27 protein-coding genes and 1 pseudogene are annotated in these 22,538 nt (G+C 52.8%); 2 read left to right on the top strand and 26 right to left on the bottom strand.

Features of this window, described 5'->3' with window-relative positions:
• Window positions 1-17: 17 nt before the first annotated feature.
• From DAQ1742_RS11905 to DAQ1742_RS12025, 26 genes and pseudogenes are all read right to left on the bottom strand, one after another.
• Window positions 18-1,241: a N4-gp56 family major capsid protein gene (locus tag DAQ1742_RS11905; RefSeq protein ID WP_067486830.1), complete on the bottom strand. Its 1,224-nt coding sequence runs from the start codon at window positions 1,239-1,241 to the stop codon at window positions 18-20.
• A gap of 59 nt (window positions 1,242-1,300) precedes the next feature.
• The gene (locus DAQ1742_RS11910) at window positions 1,301-2,383 is read right to left on the bottom strand and encodes a hypothetical protein (protein WP_067486827.1); all 1,083 of its coding nucleotides are present in this window, start codon (window positions 2,381-2,383) and stop codon (window positions 1,301-1,303) included.
• A gap of 225 nt (window positions 2,384-2,608) precedes the next feature.
• A complete protein-coding gene (locus DAQ1742_RS11915) occupies window positions 2,609-4,738 on the bottom strand; it encodes a portal protein (protein WP_067486825.1) in 2,130 nt (709 codons plus the stop codon).
• Window positions 4,738-6,402 carry a terminase gene (locus DAQ1742_RS11920; RefSeq protein ID WP_180706335.1) on the bottom strand — a complete coding sequence of 555 codons (1,665 nt, stop codon included), beginning with the start codon at window positions 6,400-6,402 and terminating at the stop codon, window positions 4,738-4,740. Before DAQ1742_RS11920 ends, DAQ1742_RS11915 begins: the two co-directional genes overlap by 1 nt.
• Window positions 6,403-6,449: 47 nt before the next feature.
• Window positions 6,450-7,322 (bottom strand): hypothetical protein, encoded by an 873-nt coding sequence (locus tag DAQ1742_RS20610; RefSeq protein WP_067486819.1) that lies wholly within the window; start codon window positions 7,320-7,322, stop codon window positions 6,450-6,452.
• A gap of 61 nt (window positions 7,323-7,383) precedes the next feature.
• Complete coding sequence (locus tag DAQ1742_RS20410) at window positions 7,384-8,016, bottom strand: RyR domain-containing protein (protein WP_197731759.1); 633 nt, start codon at window positions 8,014-8,016, stop codon at window positions 7,384-7,386.
• A gap of 125 nt (window positions 8,017-8,141) precedes the next feature.
• Entirely contained in the window at window positions 8,142-8,372 is a 231-nt protein-coding gene (locus DAQ1742_RS11935) for a hypothetical protein (protein WP_067486816.1), read from the bottom strand.
• 85 nt (window positions 8,373-8,457) lie between these two features.
• Window positions 8,458-8,979 carry a hypothetical protein gene (locus tag DAQ1742_RS11940; RefSeq protein WP_074384641.1) on the bottom strand — a complete coding sequence of 174 codons (522 nt, stop codon included), beginning with the start codon at window positions 8,977-8,979 and terminating at the stop codon, window positions 8,458-8,460.
• 85 nt (window positions 8,980-9,064) lie between these two features.
• Entirely contained in the window at window positions 9,065-9,571 is a 507-nt protein-coding gene (locus tag DAQ1742_RS11945) for a glycoside hydrolase family 24 protein (RefSeq protein WP_067486813.1), read from the bottom strand.
• A gap of 5 nt (window positions 9,572-9,576) precedes the next feature.
• The gene (locus DAQ1742_RS11950) at window positions 9,577-9,918 is read right to left on the bottom strand and encodes a phage holin, lambda family (RefSeq protein WP_067486800.1); all 342 of its coding nucleotides are present in this window, start codon (window positions 9,916-9,918) and stop codon (window positions 9,577-9,579) included.
• 463 nt (window positions 9,919-10,381) lie between these two features.
• Window positions 10,382-11,191 (bottom strand): TIGR02642 family protein, encoded by an 810-nt coding sequence (locus DAQ1742_RS11955; RefSeq protein ID WP_067486794.1) that lies wholly within the window; start codon window positions 11,189-11,191, stop codon window positions 10,382-10,384.
• A gap of 64 nt (window positions 11,192-11,255) precedes the next feature.
• The gene (locus DAQ1742_RS11960) at window positions 11,256-11,720 is read right to left on the bottom strand and encodes a VRR-NUC domain-containing protein (protein WP_067486791.1); all 465 of its coding nucleotides are present in this window, start codon (window positions 11,718-11,720) and stop codon (window positions 11,256-11,258) included.
• Entirely contained in the window at window positions 11,713-12,045 is a 333-nt protein-coding gene (locus DAQ1742_RS11965; protein ID WP_067486788.1) for a nuclease domain-containing protein, read from the bottom strand. Before DAQ1742_RS11965 ends, DAQ1742_RS11960 begins: the two co-directional genes overlap by 8 nt.
• Entirely contained in the window at window positions 12,038-12,505 is a 468-nt protein-coding gene (locus tag DAQ1742_RS11970) for a hypothetical protein (RefSeq protein ID WP_067486786.1), read from the bottom strand. The genes DAQ1742_RS11965 and DAQ1742_RS11970 overlap by 8 nt, the downstream gene beginning before the upstream one ends.
• A gap of 10 nt (window positions 12,506-12,515) precedes the next feature.
• Window positions 12,516-13,163, bottom strand: coding sequence for a DUF1367 family protein (locus DAQ1742_RS11975; RefSeq protein WP_067486783.1), 648 nt, complete (start codon window positions 13,161-13,163; stop codon window positions 12,516-12,518).
• Complete coding sequence (locus tag DAQ1742_RS11980) at window positions 13,160-15,064, bottom strand: DNA cytosine methyltransferase (RefSeq protein ID WP_067486780.1); 1,905 nt, start codon at window positions 15,062-15,064, stop codon at window positions 13,160-13,162. The genes DAQ1742_RS11975 and DAQ1742_RS11980 overlap by 4 nt, the downstream gene beginning before the upstream one ends.
• Window positions 15,061-15,927: a phage N-6-adenine-methyltransferase gene (locus tag DAQ1742_RS11985; protein ID WP_067486777.1), complete on the bottom strand. Its 867-nt coding sequence runs from the start codon at window positions 15,925-15,927 to the stop codon at window positions 15,061-15,063. The genes DAQ1742_RS11980 and DAQ1742_RS11985 overlap by 4 nt, the downstream gene beginning before the upstream one ends.
• Window positions 15,924-16,700 carry a KilA-N domain-containing protein gene (locus tag DAQ1742_RS11990; protein WP_067486773.1) on the bottom strand — a complete coding sequence of 259 codons (777 nt, stop codon included), beginning with the start codon at window positions 16,698-16,700 and terminating at the stop codon, window positions 15,924-15,926. The genes DAQ1742_RS11985 and DAQ1742_RS11990 overlap by 4 nt, the downstream gene beginning before the upstream one ends.
• Entirely contained in the window at window positions 16,697-16,924 is a 228-nt protein-coding gene (locus DAQ1742_RS20615) for a DNA translocase FtsK (protein WP_269472550.1), read from the bottom strand. The genes DAQ1742_RS11990 and DAQ1742_RS20615 overlap by 4 nt, the downstream gene beginning before the upstream one ends.
• 6 nt (window positions 16,925-16,930) lie before the next feature.
• Window positions 16,931-17,824, bottom strand: a pseudogene (gene rdgC, locus DAQ1742_RS11995) (recombination-associated protein RdgC); the annotation flags it as partial.
• A gap of 9 nt (window positions 17,825-17,833) precedes the next feature.
• Window positions 17,834-18,586 (bottom strand): replication protein P, encoded by a 753-nt coding sequence (locus DAQ1742_RS12000; RefSeq protein WP_067486769.1) that lies wholly within the window; start codon window positions 18,584-18,586, stop codon window positions 17,834-17,836.
• Window positions 18,583-19,566, bottom strand: coding sequence for a hypothetical protein (locus DAQ1742_RS12005; protein WP_067486766.1), 984 nt, complete (start codon window positions 19,564-19,566; stop codon window positions 18,583-18,585). The genes DAQ1742_RS12000 and DAQ1742_RS12005 overlap by 4 nt, the downstream gene beginning before the upstream one ends.
• A 60-nt stretch (window positions 19,567-19,626) precedes the next feature.
• Window positions 19,627-19,803 (bottom strand): DUF4222 domain-containing protein, encoded by a 177-nt coding sequence (locus tag DAQ1742_RS12010; protein ID WP_074384640.1) that lies wholly within the window; start codon window positions 19,801-19,803, stop codon window positions 19,627-19,629.
• A gap of 3 nt (window positions 19,804-19,806) precedes the next feature.
• A complete protein-coding gene (locus DAQ1742_RS12015) occupies window positions 19,807-20,001 on the bottom strand; it encodes a hypothetical protein (RefSeq protein ID WP_067486763.1) in 195 nt (64 codons plus the stop codon).
• Entirely contained in the window at window positions 19,998-20,354 is a 357-nt protein-coding gene (locus DAQ1742_RS12020) for a hypothetical protein (RefSeq protein WP_067486760.1), read from the bottom strand. The genes DAQ1742_RS12015 and DAQ1742_RS12020 overlap by 4 nt, the downstream gene beginning before the upstream one ends.
• Window positions 20,355-20,402: 48 nt before the next feature.
• Complete coding sequence (locus DAQ1742_RS12025; RefSeq protein ID WP_074384639.1) at window positions 20,403-20,630, bottom strand: transcriptional regulator; 228 nt, start codon at window positions 20,628-20,630, stop codon at window positions 20,403-20,405.
• Between the two features lie 73 nt (window positions 20,631-20,703).
• Between DAQ1742_RS12025 and DAQ1742_RS12030 the strand changes: the two genes are divergently transcribed.
• Window positions 20,704-21,384, top strand: a complete 681-nt coding sequence (locus DAQ1742_RS12030) for a S24 family peptidase (RefSeq protein WP_232046476.1) — start codon at window positions 20,704-20,706, stop codon at window positions 21,382-21,384.
• A gap of 63 nt (window positions 21,385-21,447) precedes the next feature.
• Window positions 21,448-22,104 carry a hypothetical protein gene (locus DAQ1742_RS12035; protein WP_067486757.1) on the top strand — a complete coding sequence of 219 codons (657 nt, stop codon included), beginning with the start codon at window positions 21,448-21,450 and terminating at the stop codon, window positions 22,102-22,104.
• Window positions 22,105-22,538: the final 434 nt, after the last annotated feature.

Consider the following 22,538-nt stretch of genomic DNA (forward strand, 5'->3'; position numbering starts at 1 on the left):
CTCCAAAAAATGAGTAGTTAGCGAGGCGTGGTAATCGCAGAGTCAACCACGATAATGCCGTGGTCATTGATGCGACCGTCTTTCTGCTTGAAACGGATTTTTTTCAACCCGTTAACCCAGCGGATAGAAACCTCGGTGCCGTTGCCGTGATCCACCTTCTCTTCGTTGTAGCCGAAGTGCCCGCCGTCCTCACCCGAACCGTAGGCGTTCGCCAGCGCCTGACCGCCCAGCAGTAGCGCACGGTCGATGGTGGTTTTTGCCTCTTTCAGCGCAACTGTTGCCGCCAGGTCATTGTTGGATACCGCAACCTGCGAACCGGTATTGAAACGGACAGGCATCCCGGTGTATTTGCGTACCAGAATGTTGCGCCACATGGCGCACTCCCCTTTGAAAAGCGGGTGATCGAAGCCCTTGGAGCGCTGGACTGCACGCGACAGCATGGCCTGCCAGTCCTTACCAGATGTTGAGGTGTACCAGTCATTCCACTGGCGCGGCGTCACGTTCAGCACATAATACGGGTCTTCGTTCGCCATCTCGTCTTTCGACATTTTGATCGGCTGAATCGGGTGCGCCATCTCATCGATAAACAGTGACAGATTATCGACCACACCTAACGTAAACAGGTCGGCGGCGTCCAGCCCTTCGAAGCTGGTGGCGTCACCGGCGAAGAAGTGGCGGTCATAGGTTGGCGGCAGCACATCATTAATCATGATTTTGCCGAATTCACTGTGACCGGCCAGCGGCAAAATAGTGTCATCGGCAATGAAATCACCGCGTGCGCCAGCCAGATGAACCGTAGCGCATTGGTCTTGCAGATCGTTGAAGTAAGTCCCGAGCAAAACACGCGCGGTCTTGTTCAGGTTGTGCTTGAAACGTTGCTCGCTCATCTTGCCGCCGGCATCTACCAGGTGGCGGCCCTGATTGATTTTGAGTGAGAAGTCAGCAAATGCGAGGTTTTCACCACGTCCAGCCAGCTTCTCATCGCCCATGGTCGGGAGCTTTGACAGCTTGTGGACGATTTGCATGTCCACCTCATCACCTTTTTGCTTTTGCAAATCGGTAATACGCACCACCGGCGCGGTATAGCTGGTTTGCTTCACGCCTTTTTGATCGGGCGTTACTGCCTTGGGTGCCTCCTGTTGTTCGGTCATGATATTGACGAACGAGCGATTGCGGTTGGCTGCGGTAAACAGCGCAACCTGCATCAACTTATTCGCCTGAGATGAAGTGATCGTTGTCATGTTGATTCCCTAAAAATGAAAAACCCGCACGATGGCGGGCTATAGGATTACGGTGTTCGTCAGATGGCTTGTTCCAGTAACGCCTCAATCTGCGCATCCGTCATACCGGAAAACATGGCGTGCAGTTGTTCCGGGCTGGCGTTAGCGGCTTGCTCCAGTAGCGAGGGAGATTGCGTTGCAGCCTGGCCGACATCTGACGGTGAGCCCGGGAGCTGCGCGGCAGCGGTTGCCTTTGCCAGCGCATCTGCGGCTTTCTGCTGAAGTTCGGCGGGCGTCGGTTGTGCTGGCTGTCCTGCTGGCGCGGACTGTTGAGGTGTACTCTCAACCGTTTCGCCGTAGGCAGCACGAGTGCGCTTCACGACTTCGCCGAATCGCTCAGTTAATGACTTGTCTTTCCATGCAGGGTCGTGCTTCAGCGTTTCATCGATGTGGATTGCCAACGTGAAACGATCCGGGTCATCACTCTGCCAGGCTTTCAAATCCGGTGTAGCGTCCAGCGCCATTGACACAGGATTACTCTCATTAGATTGCGTGGCAGCAGGTACTGGTTGCACGGCTTGCAAGTGTTCCACTTTCTGCGCCAGTACATCGATGACGTTAGCAACATCGGGAAAACTCTCGCGTAAAACATCAAGTTGCTCCTGAGTAATCTGCGATTTCTCAGGTAATTGCGCGGGCTGCAAACCGGCGGCGTTAATCTGGCGCGTGAACACCTCAAGCTGGCGCCGGGCTTCTGCCAGTTCAGCAGCGGTGCGCTGATTGCTTTCCGCAAGACGACGCTTTTCAGCGCGTTCCGCTTCCAGCACGTCGTAAGGAATAGCGTGTTTGCCGTCCTTACTGAGCAGGATTTTGGCCGCCGTCGCTTGCTCTGTGTCAGTCGCCTGACCTGAAGCCGCACTTCGTTGCCCTACAGCCACGCCCGGCGTCGGCGTGTTACTACCGTTATCGCCCGTATTTTGCTGACTGGCCGCTGCCTGAGTTGTCGCCGTTTGCGCACCTGTAGTACCAGTGACTGTAGTATCAGTGACTGCCGCTGACGTGTTTCCCGGTGCCGTTTTATCATCGACAGTCACCTCGCCAATCTTTTCCAGCAACGCTTCCAATTCTTCCGGGGTTTCATTACCTGTTAAATCGAGTTCCACTTTTATGACTCCTGCCTGTCTATTTGTCGGATAGATCCGAGGGATTGAGGCGTATCGCTGCCTGTGCGAATCAGCGCCCTGTCACCAAGGCGCTTACCCGCACAAACAAAAACGCCCACCGAATGGCGGGCGCTGATTTTGTGGCATAAAAAACCGGAGCAGCTTTTTAAGGCATGCTCCGGCATCTTTCGCGAATTTAGCGCGTATCCCCTCTCAGTGCAATATCTAGACGGCAATCGCGTCGATCTGTGCCTGAATTGTCTGCATTATCTGTCCGTGCAGCGCATCCATTTCCCGCGTCGTGCTCTCCATCTCCTGAAGAATGCGGCCGGTTTCCGCTTGTGTTCTGGCATCATCAAAACGCTGGCTATTCGCTAACACCTGCTCGCGCTGGGCGGCGGCGGCAATGCGCTGCGCCTCGGCTTCGAGTTTTGCCACTTTTCCGGCAATTTCCCGCATCGCCAGTTCCTGCTGCTGGGCCTGCAATTGCTGTTGCTGTTGTGCGGCCTGCTGTTCTTCCGGGGTCATTTCATTCGGTGATTTTGGCGTGCCCAGCGCGCTGCGGATGCGCTCAATGAACTCGGCTTTGCGCGGCACGTCCAGCAGTTCCACCCACATATCCAGCACTGTCGCCTGCGCCTGCGGCGGCAAGCCGGTAATTACCTGAGACATGCGTTCCGCCAGTTGCGATTTGTAGGCCGGTGTCTGCTGAATCGGAGCCAATGCAATGTGCGCACGCAGACGTGATACGTCATTAGTCATACCGTTGCCGTTTTCTGACTCCTGATTGATGGTGACTGCTCGCCGGCGGCGCGGGTCATCACGGTTCACCACCACCGTGTAATTGCGGCGGCGGGTCAAATCCTCCAGCAAATAAGACAGCAGCAATTGCCCCACCTGCTGACAAGCAAACTGATAGTTATCGTTGATTTCTGCAAGCGTCGTGGCCCCCTGCTCCACCAGATTGCTGATCGCTACACCAGAGGACGCGCTGGAGTCCTGCCCGAGAAATGCCGAATACACCCCCATGCCATCCTGAATCAGTCGCATACTCTCCTGCATCACCGAAAACTGCTGCTGTGCCACCTGGAAATCCTGCTGAATATTAACGGCATCAGCGGCAGTCGTTTTGTTTTTGCGATCGGGGTTCAGCGTAATCAGCCCGTCCGGGCGTTCGGCCTCATCGAGTAGTTGCCGGTCTGTCATGTTGACCGCATCGGCATCTTTGATGATGCGCTTGGCCTGAAGCAACCAGGTCAGCTTGATGCGGCGAAAATTCACTTCATCCTGCGCCGGGATAGCACGGCAGGCCAGACCATACGGAGCACCACTCTTATCCTTGCGATACCCCCAAAATGGCACCAGCGGAAACATGCCTTGCGGTGCCGTGCATGGCCGATCCCCAATAGAATGCGGCCCGACAAACCAGGCTTCACGTATCCGGCTGACGCGTGACATCACCACTGACACGCGCCCGGATGCCACTGCCACCGCATGCATGAGGTTGTTTTTGTCATACTGCACCATCCGGCCATTCGGCAATTCTAATACCGGTAATTGCTGGTACGTGCGGTAGTAAATCACCTGAAGCAAGACGCGTTTGCGGTTGGAAGACACCCACTCGGTATCCTTGCGGCTCCACTGCTGATATTCCTCATACGCGCTAATCAGCGCCGATTCTTGCCCTTCGGCAATATCGGTATCCACAAATCCCCGCCACGCGTTGATCGAGTAATCAATCACCTCGGCCATTCCGGGAAAGGTTGCCTTCACCTCATCCACATCCAGCCAGCGTTTGCGCATCAGCCAGCGGCAATCACTTAAATCCGCTTCCCGACTGTGCCAGTCCCAAAACACTTCATTGCGGTGCACCGTCCCGACCTTATAGCGGGAACCAAACAGATCGCCGTTGCGCCGCACCTCTACCCAGCCCAACCCGGCCTTGATCTGCTCGGCATAGGCATCAGAGCGCGCTTTGTTCATATTCGCCAGGCGGCACACATCAGCGAACTCGGCGTTGACGGCATCGGCCAGTTGCTCCATTTCTTCGTCCGGGTCGTCAGCAATCACCATCAGATCGGTACGCGTCTTGGCTTCCATGCCCAACACGCCATCAATGGTCGGTGCAATCAGGTTATGCATGGTGAGCGGCTGCCCGCGCTCACGCAGTTTTGCCACCAGCTCCGGTGCCAACTGATCGCCGTCGTAATACGCACAGGCTTTATTCGCCGTGGTGCGCCAGTCTGGCTGTGCGTCAATGTCCGATGAGATATCCAGCAGTTGGCGCTGAGTAAAACGATCGCGGTTATCCTGCGGCTGAGGCTCGGCCACAGCTTCAATAGCGGCTGTATTCATCAATGTGACATCCAGTGAGTGGGTTTAGAGCGGTCGATAGGTTTCAGTTTCGGTCTGGTCGGCATGCGGGCGCGCATCTCTTGCGCAATGGCGTAACTCATCACCTGATCATCGAAACAACCGGTTTGTGCGCCCATGCTGCCTTTGGCGTCATAGACGTAGGTGTTCAATTCGTTGATAGTGCCAACCCAGCGAATGCCGCTGGCCTTTTCACGCAATAGCGTTTTCAGCCCTTCGGTGACAATCGGCTTACTTTGTTTGGTCGTCAGCCAGCCCAGTTTCGGCGTCTCATCGTCGTTATCGCGATCAAGGTGCTGCTCGGCGTAAATAGCTCGGGGCGGGTAGATATCGCGCAGTTTCTGCAATACGGCATGGCCGTGGTTGTTGCGCTCTGGCCCGACGTAGGCGGTGTTGTACCACGTGCCGACGTGTGCCAGCAGTTGCGCGAACAGTTCCGCATCCAGATGACCGAACCAGTGCGCTACCTGCTCCCCGTCGGATTTCTTCACGACGTCAAACGACGATCGGTCGCCGTTTTCGAGGCCTTCTGCCACGTCAGCACCGATAGCATAATCCCCGTCAGGGTCGGGCAACTCCCACACCAGCAGGTGATTCAGCAACGTGCGTTGCAGCTCATCTTGACCACCTGCACGTAACGCCTGAACTTTCTCACGTTTGCCCGTTACCGGATCGATATCGTAAACAATACGCGGCGGGCAGCAGCCAGATTCAGCATTCATCACGTTGATGGCTGGGAACACGCGACGGCCAGAGGTCAGAAATGCTTCCTGTGGCGTGGAAGGAAACTCTTGCTTCATTTCCTCGCCCTGCTCGACCTCTTTGCGGATATACCACTGCTTTTGCTCATCACTCAGCGTGACGCGCGTTGCTGCTTCAACCGCAGCAAAGTATTCCTGATGGTATTTACTCAGGCGCAGGCCACCTTTCGGCACTGGCGCAACGTATTTCGGATCGTCAAACCACGGATAGAAATGAAACTTGTAATCCTGCATCGTCAGACTGACACCGGATTGCGCCAGTTCAAGCGCGCGGATGCTCATGGTATGAAAATCGCCGCCCACGCCTTCCGCTGTGGATTCGTCAAACACGATACAGCCGTCATGCACGGCGTTCAGCGTACCGGTTCGCACCTCTTTGGCTTTGGCCGGGTACTTTGCGCAGATCTTCCCATGCTCCGAGATGTGCAGCCGCTGGACGGTGCCGGAGCGAAACGACGTGGCCACCTGAATGCTGGAGCCGTGAGAAAACAGGATATAACCGCCATTCGCACCGCTGCGCCGCTCGGTGATTTTGAACGTCGAGCGTAGCCAGCCTGGCAGATTGTCGAACGGTATCGATATCTTGGTACGAAAGATTTCGCCTGCGGCGGTCTTATCCTGCGCAATAATCCCGCACTTGAGATTGGTGTTAAACAGTGCCTGATCCAGCAGGTAGATATCAATCGCCGTGGAAAAACCCAGTTGGCGTGCCTTGAGAATGACGTTGCGGTAATGCATGGCCTGGAACAGACGACGCTGCGCCGGGCGCATCCGAAACGTGACCAACTGGCCCTTTTCGTTCTCTATCTTGTACAGATTGTTGAGCCGCCACCACGGATTGCTCAATTTGGACAAAATAAAAAGGCGCTGCTGCGCCTCGGTCATGCCATCCAGTTCGTCATCCACCAAACCGGCGTCATATTGCGGTGTCGTCATTGCGCCAGCATTCCATCATCCGGCATCGCGTGAATATCACGCACCACATCAGTTAGCGGTGTCGTCACGTCTTTGCTTTCTGCTGTCAGCTTCTCGGTCTCGGCTTTCAGCTTGGCGGTGGCCGCTTTAATGCGCAGCGTATCAGCACTCAGGCGTGGCACATTCACCGCATCCAGTTGTAATCGGCTCAGGCTGTTCTCAATCGATTCAATGCGGGCAATATTGCGATCCAGCCCCGCCTCAGCTTTGAGCAACTTGTCATATAGTTCGATGCGGGTTTCAACATCCGGTGCGTTGTGCAAATCCTCCATGATTTTGTTCAACGTCTTGGTGACAGAGAGCGCACGGGCACGGGTGAATACGAGTTCGTCGCGCAGATCGGATTCTTTGGCCGCATCGAAAAGTTCATCGGCGTCCAGATATTTGGCGTAGGCGGAATGTTTGCGCGGGATTTGATTGCCAGGCTGGAACGCATTAGCCGGAACGCCATAATTCCCACCCAGCTTGTTCCCTTCAGCAAAGCGCCCGCTAGCATCCCGTTGCGGTTTCGTTTCAGGCGGACAATCGCCAGTGTCACTGTTGTCTGTGCCTGCTGATTCCTCCATATCGTTATCACCAGAATCATCGCGCTTTTTCTCGCTTTTGCGATTCGCGCCTTTCTCTTTGCGAATCTGCGAATCACTTTTTTGCGAACTGCGAATTTGCGAATTCAGCTCAATGAAATCCGTTGCAGCCTTTATCGTGATGTAACGCTTCGCCGAGCTATAGGGCACCTCATTCTGAGCGCACCACTCAACTGGAGATATTCCCGTTGCTGAGTATGCAGCGGCATAATCGGCCAGCAGTTTTTTCCAATCGTACTTCGCCATAACGTCCTACTGAATGAGCATTAGCGAGCCACCTCTGGGAAGTAGCTCTGTAATGTCTGAATCACTTGAATGCGTGGACTACAGCGCGGAACAGGTAATCCTTCACCTGCTGCTCTTTGGGAAGTTGCTCATACGGGACAAAGCACGGATGCTCTTTTTTCTCTGCGTCTTTCACTGGGCCATATTTCCAGCCTTCCTGTTTTTTGAACTCCAGCCATTTGTTATGGCTAGCCTCCGGCGGGTGATCACCTGTGAGGTGGAATACCACGCCTTCAATAGCAGAGTCTTTTTGCCATTGGGGTGCATCTTCCCAGGCTGGTTGGCTATCATCGCCAAGGGCTGCGCAGTACGCCCGATTGACTTCGTGGGCAGCACGCGCGGCGCGCTCGATGTTTCGGTTCTCAATCTCCTGCTGGTTGTCACCAACGTCGCCGCCGAGTTCGGGGAGTCTGTTATAGCCCGCCTCAAATACCGCTGCTGGCGAATAGCTTTGGTAGCCGTCCTCATAGAGAACAAAATATCCACCAGGCTGTGGGTTATGTTTTTCGATGTACCCGCGCTCGGCAAAAAGCAAAATATCACCATCCAGAGTGAGCGATGATTTACCGTTATCTAATGGGTTCACATCAATAATTTTCGCTGCCTGAACAACTTTATGGCAGCGGTAGCGTGGTAATACGCTGGTCTGTGTCATGGGTTTACCTTTTGTTGGGGCGAAAAAAAGCCCCAGCGGATGCTGAGGCGTATGAAATGGTTGCTAAATCTTACTTGCTAACGTTAGGTATCGCTGGCGTTTACTCGGAATACCGGCATTTTTGGCTATTCAGTCTCAGAGAGCCAGTCAGCCGCAGCTCGCATTTTCTTTATAGCTTCTAATTTTGTCAGCCGTTGCAAGTCTCCTATCGTTAAATTTGGGTCGTACGGGAGACGAAGGTACAGAGATACGTTTTCACCACCCTGCGCAGGATCTGTGTAGATGGTGGCCTCAGCATAAACCGCTTTATCGTTCACGCCATCTACTGGTGTAAAATTGCCAATATCAATTTCCATATAAGCCTAAGTCCAAGCCATTAAGAAAGATATTATTGCCACATCTAATATCGAAGAAAACCCTACTTTTTTTACAGAACATCTTTTATTCTGTTTTTCGAATCCCAGCCAGTTGCCCATTTGCCTGCTCAATTACTGCCAGCAGCGAATCAACCCAGTAAATCACCTGCCCATACGTCAATCGGCAGGCGGAGGCAGCGGCACCAGTACCGGCTGGGTCAACTCCGCTGGCAGTGGTGTGCATTGTGCTGGCACGTAGACTGTGCGCGTAGTCGAGCAGCCTGTTAGCCACATCATCAGACACGCACTGACGGCTAGCCGGATCGCGCTTGACGATGGTGCGGTAAATAATCTGTTTCTCATCTGATTTTGCCTTAATGTTGATAGCGTACTGGTTGGCTTGTCTGGCGATTTCGTTGAAACGATGAAACGTCAGCGCCTGTGTTGCGATGACGGCCTGCTGCCCGGTGCTTGCCTCCTGTGCAGCCGCCGTTTCCCGGGCCGAAATATCCGCATCCCAGCGCACCCCCTGCACATACCAGCCCGCGCCGAATGCAGCAGCCAACCCGCCGCATAACAGCAGCGCTTTCATTTTCGTGGTTAACATGATTGTCCTGTTGAAATCAGAAAGGATTGATGAAGGCGAGCAGCGCAGATTTCACGTAGAGCCACCACTTTCGAACAAAAAGCAATCAATCTTGTGCTAATACCCCACCGGCTTGCTGATAAGCGGCAATCAGTCTCTCAACCTTATGCTCGCGCTGGCCGTAACCAGCACCCGGCAACGAAGCCCAAATGTTGTTGCACGCTTCAATGGCACGCTCAATGCGGCCCGCGATCACGTCATCAAGCGCCCGGCGCTCGCGAATCAACTGAATCGCCAGCGAGTCTTGAGAGTCGGGGCTGAAATCTGGCAGTTTTAGCTGCGCTTTGTACGTCGGCCAATAACGATAGAGCTGCTGATAGCGCCCGGCAGCAGTGGAGCGCAGCCCCTGTTTGCTGAAAATTTTTCCCGGGCGGCCATTGGCAAACGGGTGATCGTGGTAATCAGTAAAGATCTCCGGTTTGCCATCAAGACCGGTGACTATCACGTCATAGCCACGGTTACGCGTCAGTGGGTGGGTGGCGGTGCCTTCGGAAAAGGCCAGCATATCCAGAAATGCGGATAAATTTTTATGCCGTGGTGGATTCTGAGTCATGGTATTTACGCCTGTGGGTTATTGCCGCCAAAGCGGTTGCCAAGAATGCGCAGCGCCAGCGTGCGGATCTGCTCAACGCCGATAAAGCCAATGCTGCCGCCAATCGCAACAGTGAGCGTTCGCGGCAGGCTGAAATACTCCAGTGATGAAATCACCGTCAGCGTCAGCGCACCGCACAGCGCCGCCTCCAACAGCATTTTTTTGTGGCCACCGCCCATATACGCAACCCGCAGAACGGTAATCAGGATGGACAACAGTACGCCGCCGAGCGGCATATCACCGTTCCACCACATACGGAGCAAATCCCAGAAGTCCGTCCAGGTATGAACATTGTTTTGCATCTTCACGATCTCCACCTCCCCTGAGGTCGGCGCGCTGTCTGAAATAAAAAAGCCGCTGGGCGAACCATGCGGCTTGAGGACTGACCAATAAAAAACCGGAGCAGCTTTTTAAGGCACACTCCGGTATCTTTCGCAAATTTAGCGCGTATGCGTGATGAGGTCAATTCGGGTTATGAGTTGCCTTGCGCCTTATTTCGATCATTCTGATGTAAAAATCATACATTTCTTTATTATGCTGAACCTGCATCTCCTCCGACAAATCCCGTCGCCCTTCCTGCCATGTCTTTACTTCTTTTTTGCAGACAGCATAAGCTTCATCAACGATCTCTTTAGGTGACGTTTTTTCTGCAATCCTGGGAATTGTGTAATTGTTGAGGCAATTAGTCATCGGATTAACAAACTGCCATCGAAAAAAATGCCAGTGATAGAATCCATTTTTTCATGTTTTACCCTGCAAGAAATAAAATTTTTACTGAATTATTTCATCTCTAAGCCGCATCTTCAAAATATCCAATGCACCAGACTCTTCAACATACAACCAACGCAAGCACTGCTTCACCAGCGCCAAATACTGCGGCCATTCTCCCGTTGTTATCACAGCCCCTATGTTAGCCAGCGACGCCCGCAAGTGCTCATACGTTGCCGTAATGCGCCCACCACCACCACACTCATTACAGAGTGCAATCACCGGTCTATGCGTCCGGCCAGTACCGCTGCACCGGGGGCAGAGATTACTGCGCATCGCCTGCTGGGTGGCCCATGCCTTCAGCCCTTGGCGTTCCGCATCGACCCTTGCTGACAATGCGACAATTTGCTGACCGATCAGATGATATTCCTTATCTGCGGTTTTCGCCTGGCTGCGCGCTTTTTCCAGGCGCTTAATTTCAGCACGCAGCAAATCAATATTCTTGCGCACCTGCGAAAATCTCGGCCCGTATTTGCACAACAATTTACTGATGTGATTTATCTGGGCTGGCAAATTACGCTCCAGCATCATATTAAGTGCCAATTGACAGGCACTCTCTGCATGCTCTAAATCGGAATGAGTCTTTGCCCAATCTGTAATTGCGGCACGGATCCGCTGCTCGGCCTGATTGTCGTGGCGGTATTTCGCCATCAGCACATCATAGCCTGTTGAGTTATGGCGTTGCGCGGTCGCGAGCGCCCCCAAGATTTGATCTTTGGACAGGGACGCACGTCCGCGCCCGACGTTGAGTGATTCAATACTCATGCAGCGCGGATCGTGCATTTTAATCAGTTGTTCTATGGCTATGGTCATTTGGTCAGTCCTGCAATTATTTGTCACAGGCTGATTCTATAGACCATGAACGAGCGTTGCAAAATCAGGGATTAACAGCAGAACATTTCATATTCTGCAAATATCGTTCTATCTCATTGCGTGCGGAATCAAATCCATAGCAAATTTCAGCTCTGTAACCAGCCATGCGCATTAACTCTTGCCATTCCAATTGCCCCGGCGTCGGCCGACCACCTGCCGCCTTCATCTCGATCCATAAGCCAGCATATCCACCACATGGCAATGCCAGGAATAAATCGTGAACCCCCGACCTCATCCCCAGTCGTTTGGCGTCTCTCGCCGCTTTTGGCCCGCGCTTTCCCTCATTAGGAATGTGGATTAGGTAGTTACCAGGGCGAATGCCATTGATGGTAGCCAGTTTCGCCCACTGGATAAGTGCCGCCTGCTCCTCCAGTTCGGGCTGGTGACAAACCTTACACACGCCACCACCATGCATCTCAAGTTTTGCCCGGCTGCCAACCACCGCCAGAGCGTCAATTGAATTACGCAAACCGACCTCCTTTTGCCACCAGCAGGCTTTCATCAAACCAGATGCGCCACGTCGCGTGCAGCGCGGCCAGATACGTTTCCTCTTTTTCACCCGGCCGCCAGCCATATGGCACGCGTCCATCAATCACATCATGGCAAGAGGAACAGCCGAATACCGCAAAGAAGTCATCCGACTTATAAGCCATACCGTGCGTTAGGCTAGGTAAGTGGCATAGCACTGTTGTTTCTCTGTTACAGTTACAAATTCCTGGGATCTGCAATGTACAGGCAAGCCCACAAGCAGAATCACGGAGGGATTTAGAACGATAGGCCGGGGACTTAAGCATGGCCTTTCTCCTTGATCGCTCTTATGTCACCGACCCGTTTCAGCACAAATTGCAGTTCCTGATTCGCCGCATGGATCTGCCCGTTGATATCACTGAGGCGATTTTGAGCGTTGCGGAGTCGCCCTTTACAATTCGCCTCTTCTCGCTTCAGCTTTTCCAATCCCTCTCTGTGCGACTTTATTTCATGGCGTAACCCGGTTAGCTCCCACTCGATACGGGTTTCTTTCTTCGCCAAAGCCAGCAGGTGATCAAACGGTTCCAGCACTGCGCCGCACAAGCGGCAACTGACTGAACGCTCATGTTCAGAAACCACAACCCGCTCATGGCGACATGTCCGCCCTTCTGGCTTTGGTGCCTCAACAAAATTTCGCATCTCTTTGATGTCAGCATTGTCATCAAAACGCCTGGTAAACTGCAAAACGTTGTCACTATCGTCTGGAAAATCCACATTATCGGTCATTGGTCAGTCCTCAAAAATTCATCAACTGGTTAACGGCGTTTTCCATTTCTGCTTCATCAGCAAAATACTGGTTCAACGTCTCATTCCAGATCACACCAAATACACCTCGATATACCTTGTCGAATTTCTCCTGCCCCATGTTCACAAACGCGATACTCCAGCGCTGTTTCAGCGTGCCGCCGTCGGGATTCGGTGCCAGGTCGTAAAATCCAGCCTTTACCATCACGTGGTTCAGGTAGGCATCTTTGGTTTTAACTGCTTCGGGATCAAAACGGCGCTTAAGCTGTGCCGTTAGCCGCTCCAGAACTCTTTCAGCAATAATCCTCGTAACGTTGTCATACAAAGAAGGATCACCCGCCTCCTGAGCGACTTCTTTAGACACCTCATGAGCTATCCATTTCTCCCGATCGCTGACAAACGACCACGCAGGCTCCCAATACGAAAACCCCAGATCCAGCAGAGCCCAGAATTTGCGGTGATGCTTGATGCTGCGGCGGTCGCCGATAGGTGTGAGCGAGATCGGGGTGCCGATTGGCACCCCTTTCATTACGTCGCGGTCATGATCAGTACAGTATTTGATACCACCGCCGGGCAGCAGTACGCCCAGCGCTTCGGTTTTGTGCTTCTTAGGTGATTTGGTGCGGGTAGCGGTTGTCATGCGGCCACCTCTTCACGCTCGGCGCACATTTCTGGCAGATTTGCACGCACCAGCGCTTCGGCAAACTGCGGCGGCACCGCATTACCACAGCGTGCGACTTGGGCTGTTTTCGTGTGCCGCACGCCGCGATAGTCCATGTCGATGACATACCAACTAGGAAACCCTTGGGCCGCATACAATTCCTGCGGTTGGAGCATACGCAGTGTAATGTCAACTAGTACATACCATGTGCCGCAGTATGCCATCAGCACCATTTCGACAAGTTCACAAAAATGCTCTGGAAGGAATTTATGCAGTAGTTCCGCACAGCATCGCGCCTTTTCCCGAAGATCCGGCGATAGGCAGTCAGCGGGAACCGTCACCACACTAACAACCCCTATCCTGTCTTTAGTCGTTATTGTGTGCATTGGTTCGTCAGCGGATTGCCCTCTATCTCCAGTGCCGTAGTACTTGACCGCATAGGCTGTCACCAGCCGTTGATTACTGCCGGAGGCAGTGAGCGTAGATACTGGTGTGTCTGCCGCATGTCCGTCGCCGTCGTAGAATCCGCCGTTTGCCTGCTCGAATAGCGCCATTGCCAGTGCGCTCGGCGCAGCACTGGCTGTAACCGTGTTCAGTGGTGTTTTCAGCGAGCGAATACCATCACTCCAGCGCCGCGCACCTGTACCGCACAATTCTCCAAAGCTGGCGGTAATCAGCGCATGGTGTGCACCGCTGGCTGTTACTGTTGATAATGGGCGCTCTATGCTATGCCCAAAAAGTTGGTGCTCATTCGTTCCACGCAGTGGGATCATCGTTGGTGCCACGACGGAAAAATGGCCACCTTTTACTTGAGCACAGAGCGTCCGCATGGACTCATCAATAGGCATTGTACGCTGACTGCTCGCATTCGCGTGCTCATTGATGAATGGTGTTAATAATGGCGTTACCACCGCACGGTGATTTTCAGTAGCAATAGTGCCGAAAGGCTGATTGATAGCGACTGGCTTACCAGAATATTCAGGGCCACCAGCTCCAACAATGAACGGTTCGGCATTGGTGAGAACGTGGCGCCACAATCCCTTGGCTACGCGGCGTAACGTATTTGTGGCTAAAGATTTTTTCCGTTCAAATATTGATGTGGACATAATCGACCAGTCAATACAGTCCGCCGCCATCCGCCACTGTTTCAGTTGCCCCGCTTGTACTTCCAGAGATTTCGGATCACCGTGGGTAGGTTTAGGCCAAACGATAGGATGACCATCGCAGCGAATCACCATAAAAAACCGCTTCCGACGCTGCGGCGTACCGTAATTGTCAGCTCGTAATTCGCGGTGATCTACGTTATACCCCAACCCACGCACCAACCGTTGCGCAGGCTCGCTATCAATGGTGATTCCAAGGAATTCACAGCATTCTGCTAACGCTGGGTGATCTGCGGCTACGCCATCAGACAGCATGCCGACGAATGCCGCGAACGTTTCCCCTGATCGCACGGGGTCTGGCTGACGTGTGCCGTCCGCGTCAGTAAGCAAGGGCCCCCAGGTTTTAAATTCGGCCACATTTTCAAGCATCATGACACGCGGGCGCACGGCCAGCGCCCAGCGCAGAACTACCCAGGCCAGTCCCCGAATTTCTTTTTTAACGGGCGCACTGCCGCGCGCTTTTGAAAAGTGAGTGCAGTCAGGCGAAAACCACGCCAGCCCCACCGGGCGACCAGCCGTCGCCGCCACCGGGTCAACATCAAATACCGATTCGCAGTAATGCAGCGTGTCTGGGTGATTCGTGGCGTGCATCGCAATCGCATTCGGATCGTGATTAATCGCGATATCAACGCTGCGACCAATCGCAAGCTCAATGCCAGTTGAAGCACCGCCGCCACCTGCAAAGTTATCAACGACGATTTCCCTGTTATTTTTCATGCTGCTGCTCCCATGGCTACGGATAATGTTTCTGCGGTCGTGATAATTGCCGAATCCGGTACGCCTTCGAGTTTCAGGCGGTTGATATGACTGCGGAGTTTGTTTTGCAGGCCAGCAGGCAGCGTGATCGCTGCCGGGATCTGCTCGAAGAGGAAATTAACTTCCGATGGCCAGACAGTATTCTCTGTCTCTGGAATGATGATCGACTGCTGAGGTACTAACCGCCCCGCTTCTCGCCGGATCTGTGCCAAGAACGCGTCACCCGTCGCCAGCAGTTTTTCCCGCTGAATGTAGCTAACTGAAGGGCCACGCCATTCTTTATCAAAAACCGCGATAGCTGCGCCAAAACCTGCGCTACTGGGAATTTGCTTATCGTCTTTCGGCTTAAACCAGGCGGGAACCTCAAACGCAATACGCCCGCGAATGAACGCAACGTGATCGGCGTGCTCCGGCCACCAGACTTCAGACGTGGCTGATTTGATGAGAAAGACATAGCGCCCGCCACGTTCCCGCATTTTGGCGGTGTGGGCCATAACGTGGCGCATACCGGTGATGTACTCACCCTCATGCATTTTCGCTGTGCTGTACGGTGGGTTAGCAAACGCTGCGCCGTTCAGTTCAGCCAGACGCGCTGACCAGTCCTGCACCAGCGCGTTATCCTCCGCCGTGTAATACGCCGGACACTTCGAGTTTTCCCCGTCGCTGAACAGGTCAAGCACCAGCGGGCCAAACATGGCATTGATACCCCAAAAAAGGGTATCCGGTGTACGCCATTGATCGCCTACATCTTTCAGTAAATGCGCATCTTCAGCTTTCTGAGCATTCAGTGCCTGCACGTACTCGGTTTGGGAGAAATCAGTCATGCCGCATCCCTCCCCGCAATGATTGCCAACAGATCATCAGCCCGAGATTCGAAAAAGTGTGGCTGTGTCTCGCGCGGGTTAGCCGGGCTGGTCATATTTTTGCCGTAACGCAGCCCCTGTGATGTCAGCGACCAGAACGATTTGGTTTTCTTGCCCGTGCTGGAGCGTGTTTTACGTTCAACAATTCCCGCCGCCTCAAGCCGCAGATAGGCGATCGCCGCCGTCATGGTGAAACCGTGCTGGCGTAACAAATCGGTAAGCGCTTTTGTTGTCCGGCTGGAACCGTCCGCCGCGTCACTGGGTGCATCAATGGCGTAGTTAGGCATCAGGTTGATGCCGATAATGGATTGTAGTTTTTGATATGCACCGAGCTTTGAGCTGTTAGATAGGTTTAGTGTTCGGGCGGCAGACTCTACGATCATGATCCCCGCCTGAACTCGCTCACGGACATTCTCCGCCGTCGGGTTCGGATTAGCGGCCGCATCAAAAGTGCGGATCACCCTCAGGTTGAATGACGCGCTAATCCACATGGCATAGGCATAAACCAGTTCTCGACACACGAAGGTGCCACCGTTGCGGCCCTCAAGCCTAACTACCGGAATCTCGGTAGTTTCCAGCTCGGCGATAAGCGCTATGGTTTGCTTGTTCGCCAGCCAGTAGCTTGGGGCGTGGCGCTTTTCTCCGCCAGACGCACGATGCAGATCATTCAAGTTGTAACGGCCATCAGTGTCGCGACGAATGGCGATATTGGCAATCACGATAGGCGTATTCATTGCACCGCCTCCCCGATCACTGTCCGTGTGCCGTCATGCGTCGGCGCAGAGACTACACCTTTGCTTTCCATCGCCTCAATCAAGCGCGCCGCACGGTTATACCCGATGCGGAAATGGCGCTGGAGACCGGATATTGTCGCCCGGCACGAAGATTGCACAAACTGAACAGCCTCTGGGTAAAGCCGATCATCTTGCAAATCGTGGTTTTCTGGCTCTGGTGCCACACGGTCAGCCTCCCCTCCCAGCGCATCAATCAAACTGTTGATCAGCGCCGACAATTCCCCCGTCAGTAGTACGAAATCAGCGTCAAATCGCTGTGCCGTATCTTCCCGGTCGATATCGTCGTTCTGCTCGAGTAAAACATCGGAGAATTTCAGTTTCTTCAGGCTACCGTCATCACCCAGCACAAAGTTGATCCGCTCCTGCCAGTCCAGTGCCAGCTTAGTCACCACCTTGCCCGCTTCGATATGCCCGGCGATTTCATCTGTGACCAAATCCTGATGCTTACTGCGCAGAATACCGCCGTCCTCCAGCACCGCTTTTAGCTCGGCTTCGTCCTGCAAGGCGAAGCCAGCAGGCGCAGCACCGGAGCGTACCCACTCCGTCAGTGTCAACTCAATGGGGGTTTCCAGCATCAAGGGCACAACAGGCAATGATCCCAGCGTCTTGCGCAGCAGTGCCAGCGCGTCTTCGGCTTTTTTGGCGCTGGCCGCATCAACGATGATTAACCCGGCCCCTGCGTTAATCCAGATTTGGGTGGTATGGTATTTACTGAACGCACGCGGCAGGAGCGTTTGGATAACTTCATCCTTCAACGCATCTTTCTCGGTTTTTTTCAGGCGACGCTGTTGCACGGTTTCCATACTGTCGATTTTCGCTGCCAGCTCACGCGCAATCACTGGCGCAGGCAGGATTTTTTCTTCACGCTGCAACGTGAGGAGGATCTGCCCGTTAGCCTGGTGGATTAATTCGCTATAGCCCACTCCCAGCGGCGATATCCAGCCGGTTTTCGCTCTGTCCTGGCTGCCACATGGCGCAAAGGTAAAAACAGCCAGTTTGTCGTTCAGATCATCGAATGCGATATCGCGGGTCAGGCGATAAATCAGCGCATTCTTGAAAATCATGGTCATTGGTCAGTCCTCATTGGTCGTTGTGTTTCTCCGGGGGTAACGCGCCCGGATCGCATTTAGAAATTCCTGCCCCCTCACATCAGTTTCTGCCGTGGCGATGCCCAGCTCGGCCCCTATGGTTGGCGGACGTCGTAAGTCGTCAAGTTGCGTCTTCGGGGCTGGGATTGGCTGCCCCGCCATGACTTTCTTTTCCCATTGCTTTAGCAGGCGTTCTGCCACTTTGCGCATCTCACCTGTCGTGTGGTTGTACTGCAACATTACACGGCGCATATCCGTCACCAGCCAAAACATGATCGGCGCCGACCAAGGGAAGCATTCTGGTGTGGCGTAGAATCCGCGTTGGGCGCTATAGCGCTGAAATTCCTCCATCACCGCATCGACATCCGGCAGGCCGGCGAGCTGAGAGCCACCTTCACGACACCAAGCGATAAACAGGCCTGGTGATGGAAGAAATGGGCTTTCACTCAGGCGCGCTCGCCGTAATCCCATCTGGATCAGCGCTGGGCTGTTGATACCGTTCTCGGCAAATGCTCGCGTCCACTGCTGGCGCAATTCGTCCAGTTCGGCTTGCGTCTTGATATGCGCGTTCACCGCCGGAAAGATCACCCGCAGTTGCTGAAACAGGCTGTTGAATAGCTGACGTACATTGGCATCCGGTTCAAAGCAGATTGCGTTTTGCTGCGGTGCCGACATAGCCGCCAGCGCTGCGCCGTTGCGATTACCGATATGGCGTTGGATTGACTGAATCCCTTTCATATCAGCCCCCCCAGCCCGTCAGCCCAATCAGTGCTGTCCCAATCCAGCTCTTCACGGTGTTGCTTACCGATCTGGTTTGTACGTTGGATTTTCAGCGCACCCCATTTCACCCGCAGCTTTGCGGGGCTGAGGATGTTGCTTTGCCAAAACTCATGCGTATTTGCCCAGCGGAAGGCTTCACAGATTTCCCGGTGTGTAAGCCCGTCCTGTTGCCGCATCAGGCGGATGGTGTTAGCCCATTCTGGCCAGTTGGGCGTTTTCGCTGAAGCGTCCAAGGTCAGAATTTTTTCGTACATCCAGACGGCGGCTTTGACATCTTCGAATGTTCCCCATGCTTTCCCTGCTGGCGTGAAGATCACCGCGTCTGGGTGGTGCGAGATAAACTTATCGGCTTTCGCTTTCGTCGCCTCATTCGCTTGCGAAAAACGCTGAGACGAATATTTAGAGATGATCGTTAGATCATCTCTTTGTATGTAATTAACTGCATAGAGATAGGGAATTCCGACTTCGGAATCGCCCAGTTCCATCTTCGGAATTCCCGGATTTCCATCTTCGGAATTCCCAACCGGCAATGTCGGTGGGTTTTCGTCCGGTTTATCGATGGTTTTTTGCTCAGGGAAAATCAACCCTATCAGTGCCTCACCATCCAGATGGTAGTGCTTGACTGTCTTGCCACTCGGTAACTGGTGAGTACCAGTTGTCAGAACGCCAGGCATGTGAAGCTCCAGCTTTTCCACAATGCGTTGAACCTGCCGTGCACTAAGCTCAAGTTCTTCACCTAATTTGGCGTGCTCTTTGTAAAACCAGCCATCCGCCAGCTTGGATTTACCAGACCAGTAAATTAACTGCCCAAGCACCATAGCCAGTTGTGCCGCTTGCTGTTCGCCCTTGAGCGAAAAGAACCGCAATAGTGGCCTAGGGATAACGATGCTATTACGTTGCCCCGTCAATTCACTGACGATGTTGAAGATTCTGCTCATGGCGTCCCTCTAGATCTTGCGGATGAAATACATCCACGAATAGCCAACGCAGCTTGCTACTCATACATCAAGCCTCGTGAAATACTTCTGCACCTGCCACAGCGGGCGGGCGCATGGATGCTCATATCCGGGGCGAGTGAAAATCACCCGCTGGGTTGCAGGCTCATACCCTGTGACATGCACAATCACGCCGTTTTTATCCCGGTAGCGGCGATTAAGGGGTTTGGTTATTTCCATGATTCACCGCCGCGTTCGTTTCAACTCAACTGTCACCACCTGACGCGAATAAAACGCGCGCGTCACGTGAGACAAAGCCCCTGTGATGGCCAGACGCCGGGTTTCTTCCCCGGCGATATCCAGCTTGCCGCCAACGATGCTGGCGACAAGATCCACGCTTTGTGTGGTGCTGATTTGGGTTTCGTAGGATTGCTTCATCGTGGCGCCCTCTCCGGCAACGGCGGCAACCAATCGGGGATTGGCAAACCGGCGGCAATCAGTTCGCGGTGAACATGAGTGAGCATGTCTGGTGATTCGGCGAACATCGCCAGAAAGCCCCGGATCGCTGCGGTATTGGTTTCAACGGCAGGATTGGACGACATGGCACCCGCCACGCTTTTGATGGTGGCAGCCTCGCTCTCCGTCCAGCGGGTTTTGATCTGGTCTTCGCGCACGTCGTGGAACGGCAAGCCAGCCTTGCCCACTTTTTTGCGTGAAAGCAATTCCTTGCGAACACCGGACGCGATCGCAGCCCCTGCCGTATCACCGGCAGGTCGATGTATTGTGGTCATTGGTCAGTCCTTAACGTTACTGTTTTTCTGGTTTGGTCAGAACCAGGTTTATTGAGATATTAACTCGGGCCATATCCTGCTCCAGTCATGGGGGCGTAAATCTTGTCTGCTCACGCATTTTGCTGTCGCCACCTCGATATCAACACATCGTTCTGGTGATATCGGACAGCGCCCAGAGGCAATTTGCGACAAATGCGATTGTGAAATACCGAGCGTGGCTGCCAGTTTTTTAGCACCACCTCGCTCCAAATTTTTGATGTATGTTTTTAACTCCATGGAAGGAAACCTCTTCTTTGTTTAGAGCCGAGTTTAGTTATCACTAAACCAAAGTCAAGAGTTTGCTTGTTTAATGAATACTAATCAAAATGTCTTTATGGATATCAAAGAGATCAGGCGTGCTCGCCTCAAAGAATGGTTTTCGGAGAGAGCGATCCCCGAAAAAGAGAAAAGTTTTATATCCCAGCTTTTAAGTGGGAAGGCGTCTTTTGGCGAAAAAGCGGCCAGAAGGCTGGAGCGTGATTACGCGATGCCATCCGGTTATTTAGACATGGAGCTGTCAAAATCTTACGTATCAAAATCAGGCGATTCTGTAGAACATTATCGTGTGGATGTCATGGATATTAGGGCTAGTGCAGGCCCCGGTGTCATTGTCACCGGTGACTATATCGAAACCATCACCGCAGTTGAATTCACGACAGAGCAAGCACGCCAGTTATTTGGAGGTCGTATATCTGAGGTTATCAAGATGATAACTATCTCAGGCGATAGCATGGCTGGAACCATCAATCCCGGCGACCAGGCATTTGTCGATGTGTCGGTTAATGCATTTAACGGTGACGGAGTTTACGTTTTCGTGTTCGGAAATACCCTGCACGTCAAGCGGCTGCAAATGATGAAAGACAAATTGGCCGTGCTATCTGATAACGAAAAATACAAACCATGGTTTATCGAGGCGGGCGACGAAGATCAATTCCACATTGTCGCACAAGTGCTGATAGGCCAGACCGTAGAATATCGTCGATTTGCCTGAGTTTAAATTGCCCGGATAACACGACCAGGAAGGACAGGCAAACCAAGTAATAGGTTATCAATTATGGATTTTTGGATCGTAATAGGGATTGCAGCTGCGGTTATCTATCTGGTAAACAAAAAAAAGACCAAAATCACAGACGAAACCGTTATTCGGCAAACCAACACTATTAAAACCAGTACGGGGGAAATCCGTATTGAACGCACCCAGACGATCAAACATGAGCATACTGAGTATGCCGCGCCGTATGGGAAAGCAGCCCCATTAGCCCCAATCCCTACCATTACTGAGGTCAGCACAGAAAAACGCTCAACACTCAGCCAGCTCGAAGACGAGTTCGCTCGCAAGATGAAAGAGGAGAAGGAAGTGGCCGCACCTAAAATTACAATCACTCACCCTATGCGTCCAGCATCAAAACCCATTACCCAACGCCCTGTAACAACAGATAATGTCAGCGCAGAATCATCTGCGAATGCAGGTAAGAAAGTTTGCCCACGATGCAGCAGAAATCTTGCCTATGATAAATTCAGGAAATCCAGCAAGCACGAGGGGGGTTATACAACCTGGTGTGATGAATGTTTGAGCGCGCCACGCAATACTCAACATATGAAGTATTGCCCTAAATGTAAAAAAAGAAAAATGAAAACAAGCTTTTATAAAAATGGGAACCGGGCTGATGGTTTTACATTATGGTGTAAAAATTGTATGGATAACTCTTAATGCCAGGCCGGATATTTCTGCCAAGGCCCATATCCATCAAAGGAACTGACTGATCAACTCGTTGCGGTAAGCCTCTCCTGCAACGCACCCAATCCCTCTTTGTTATACCTCTACTCAATAGTTTTTATCGCCCACTCATCGAGCTGGTGCCCCCCTCTTTATCGCAGATTCGATGAATTTCACATATCGCTCATAGAATAATTTTCATTTAAAAACAAAATGATATTTGAAATTTTCAGTTTATCAAAAAGCATACACTTGACTAAAGTTAAGTATTCAATAAACTACTCCATATCCCAACCGGATACGCTCTTTAACAGTCAGGTTAAGTCGCACACACCAACGGTCTGCATGTACCGGTGCGACGGCTACGGCTAAACATGTGAGTTACCGACACAAAGGAGGATAGCAAAAATGAAGTAGTAACGCAGATA

Origin of the sequence: Dickeya aquatica, from assembly GCF_900095885.1 — a bacterium.
GTDB classification, from domain to species: domain Bacteria; phylum Pseudomonadota; class Gammaproteobacteria; order Enterobacterales; family Enterobacteriaceae; genus Dickeya; species Dickeya aquatica.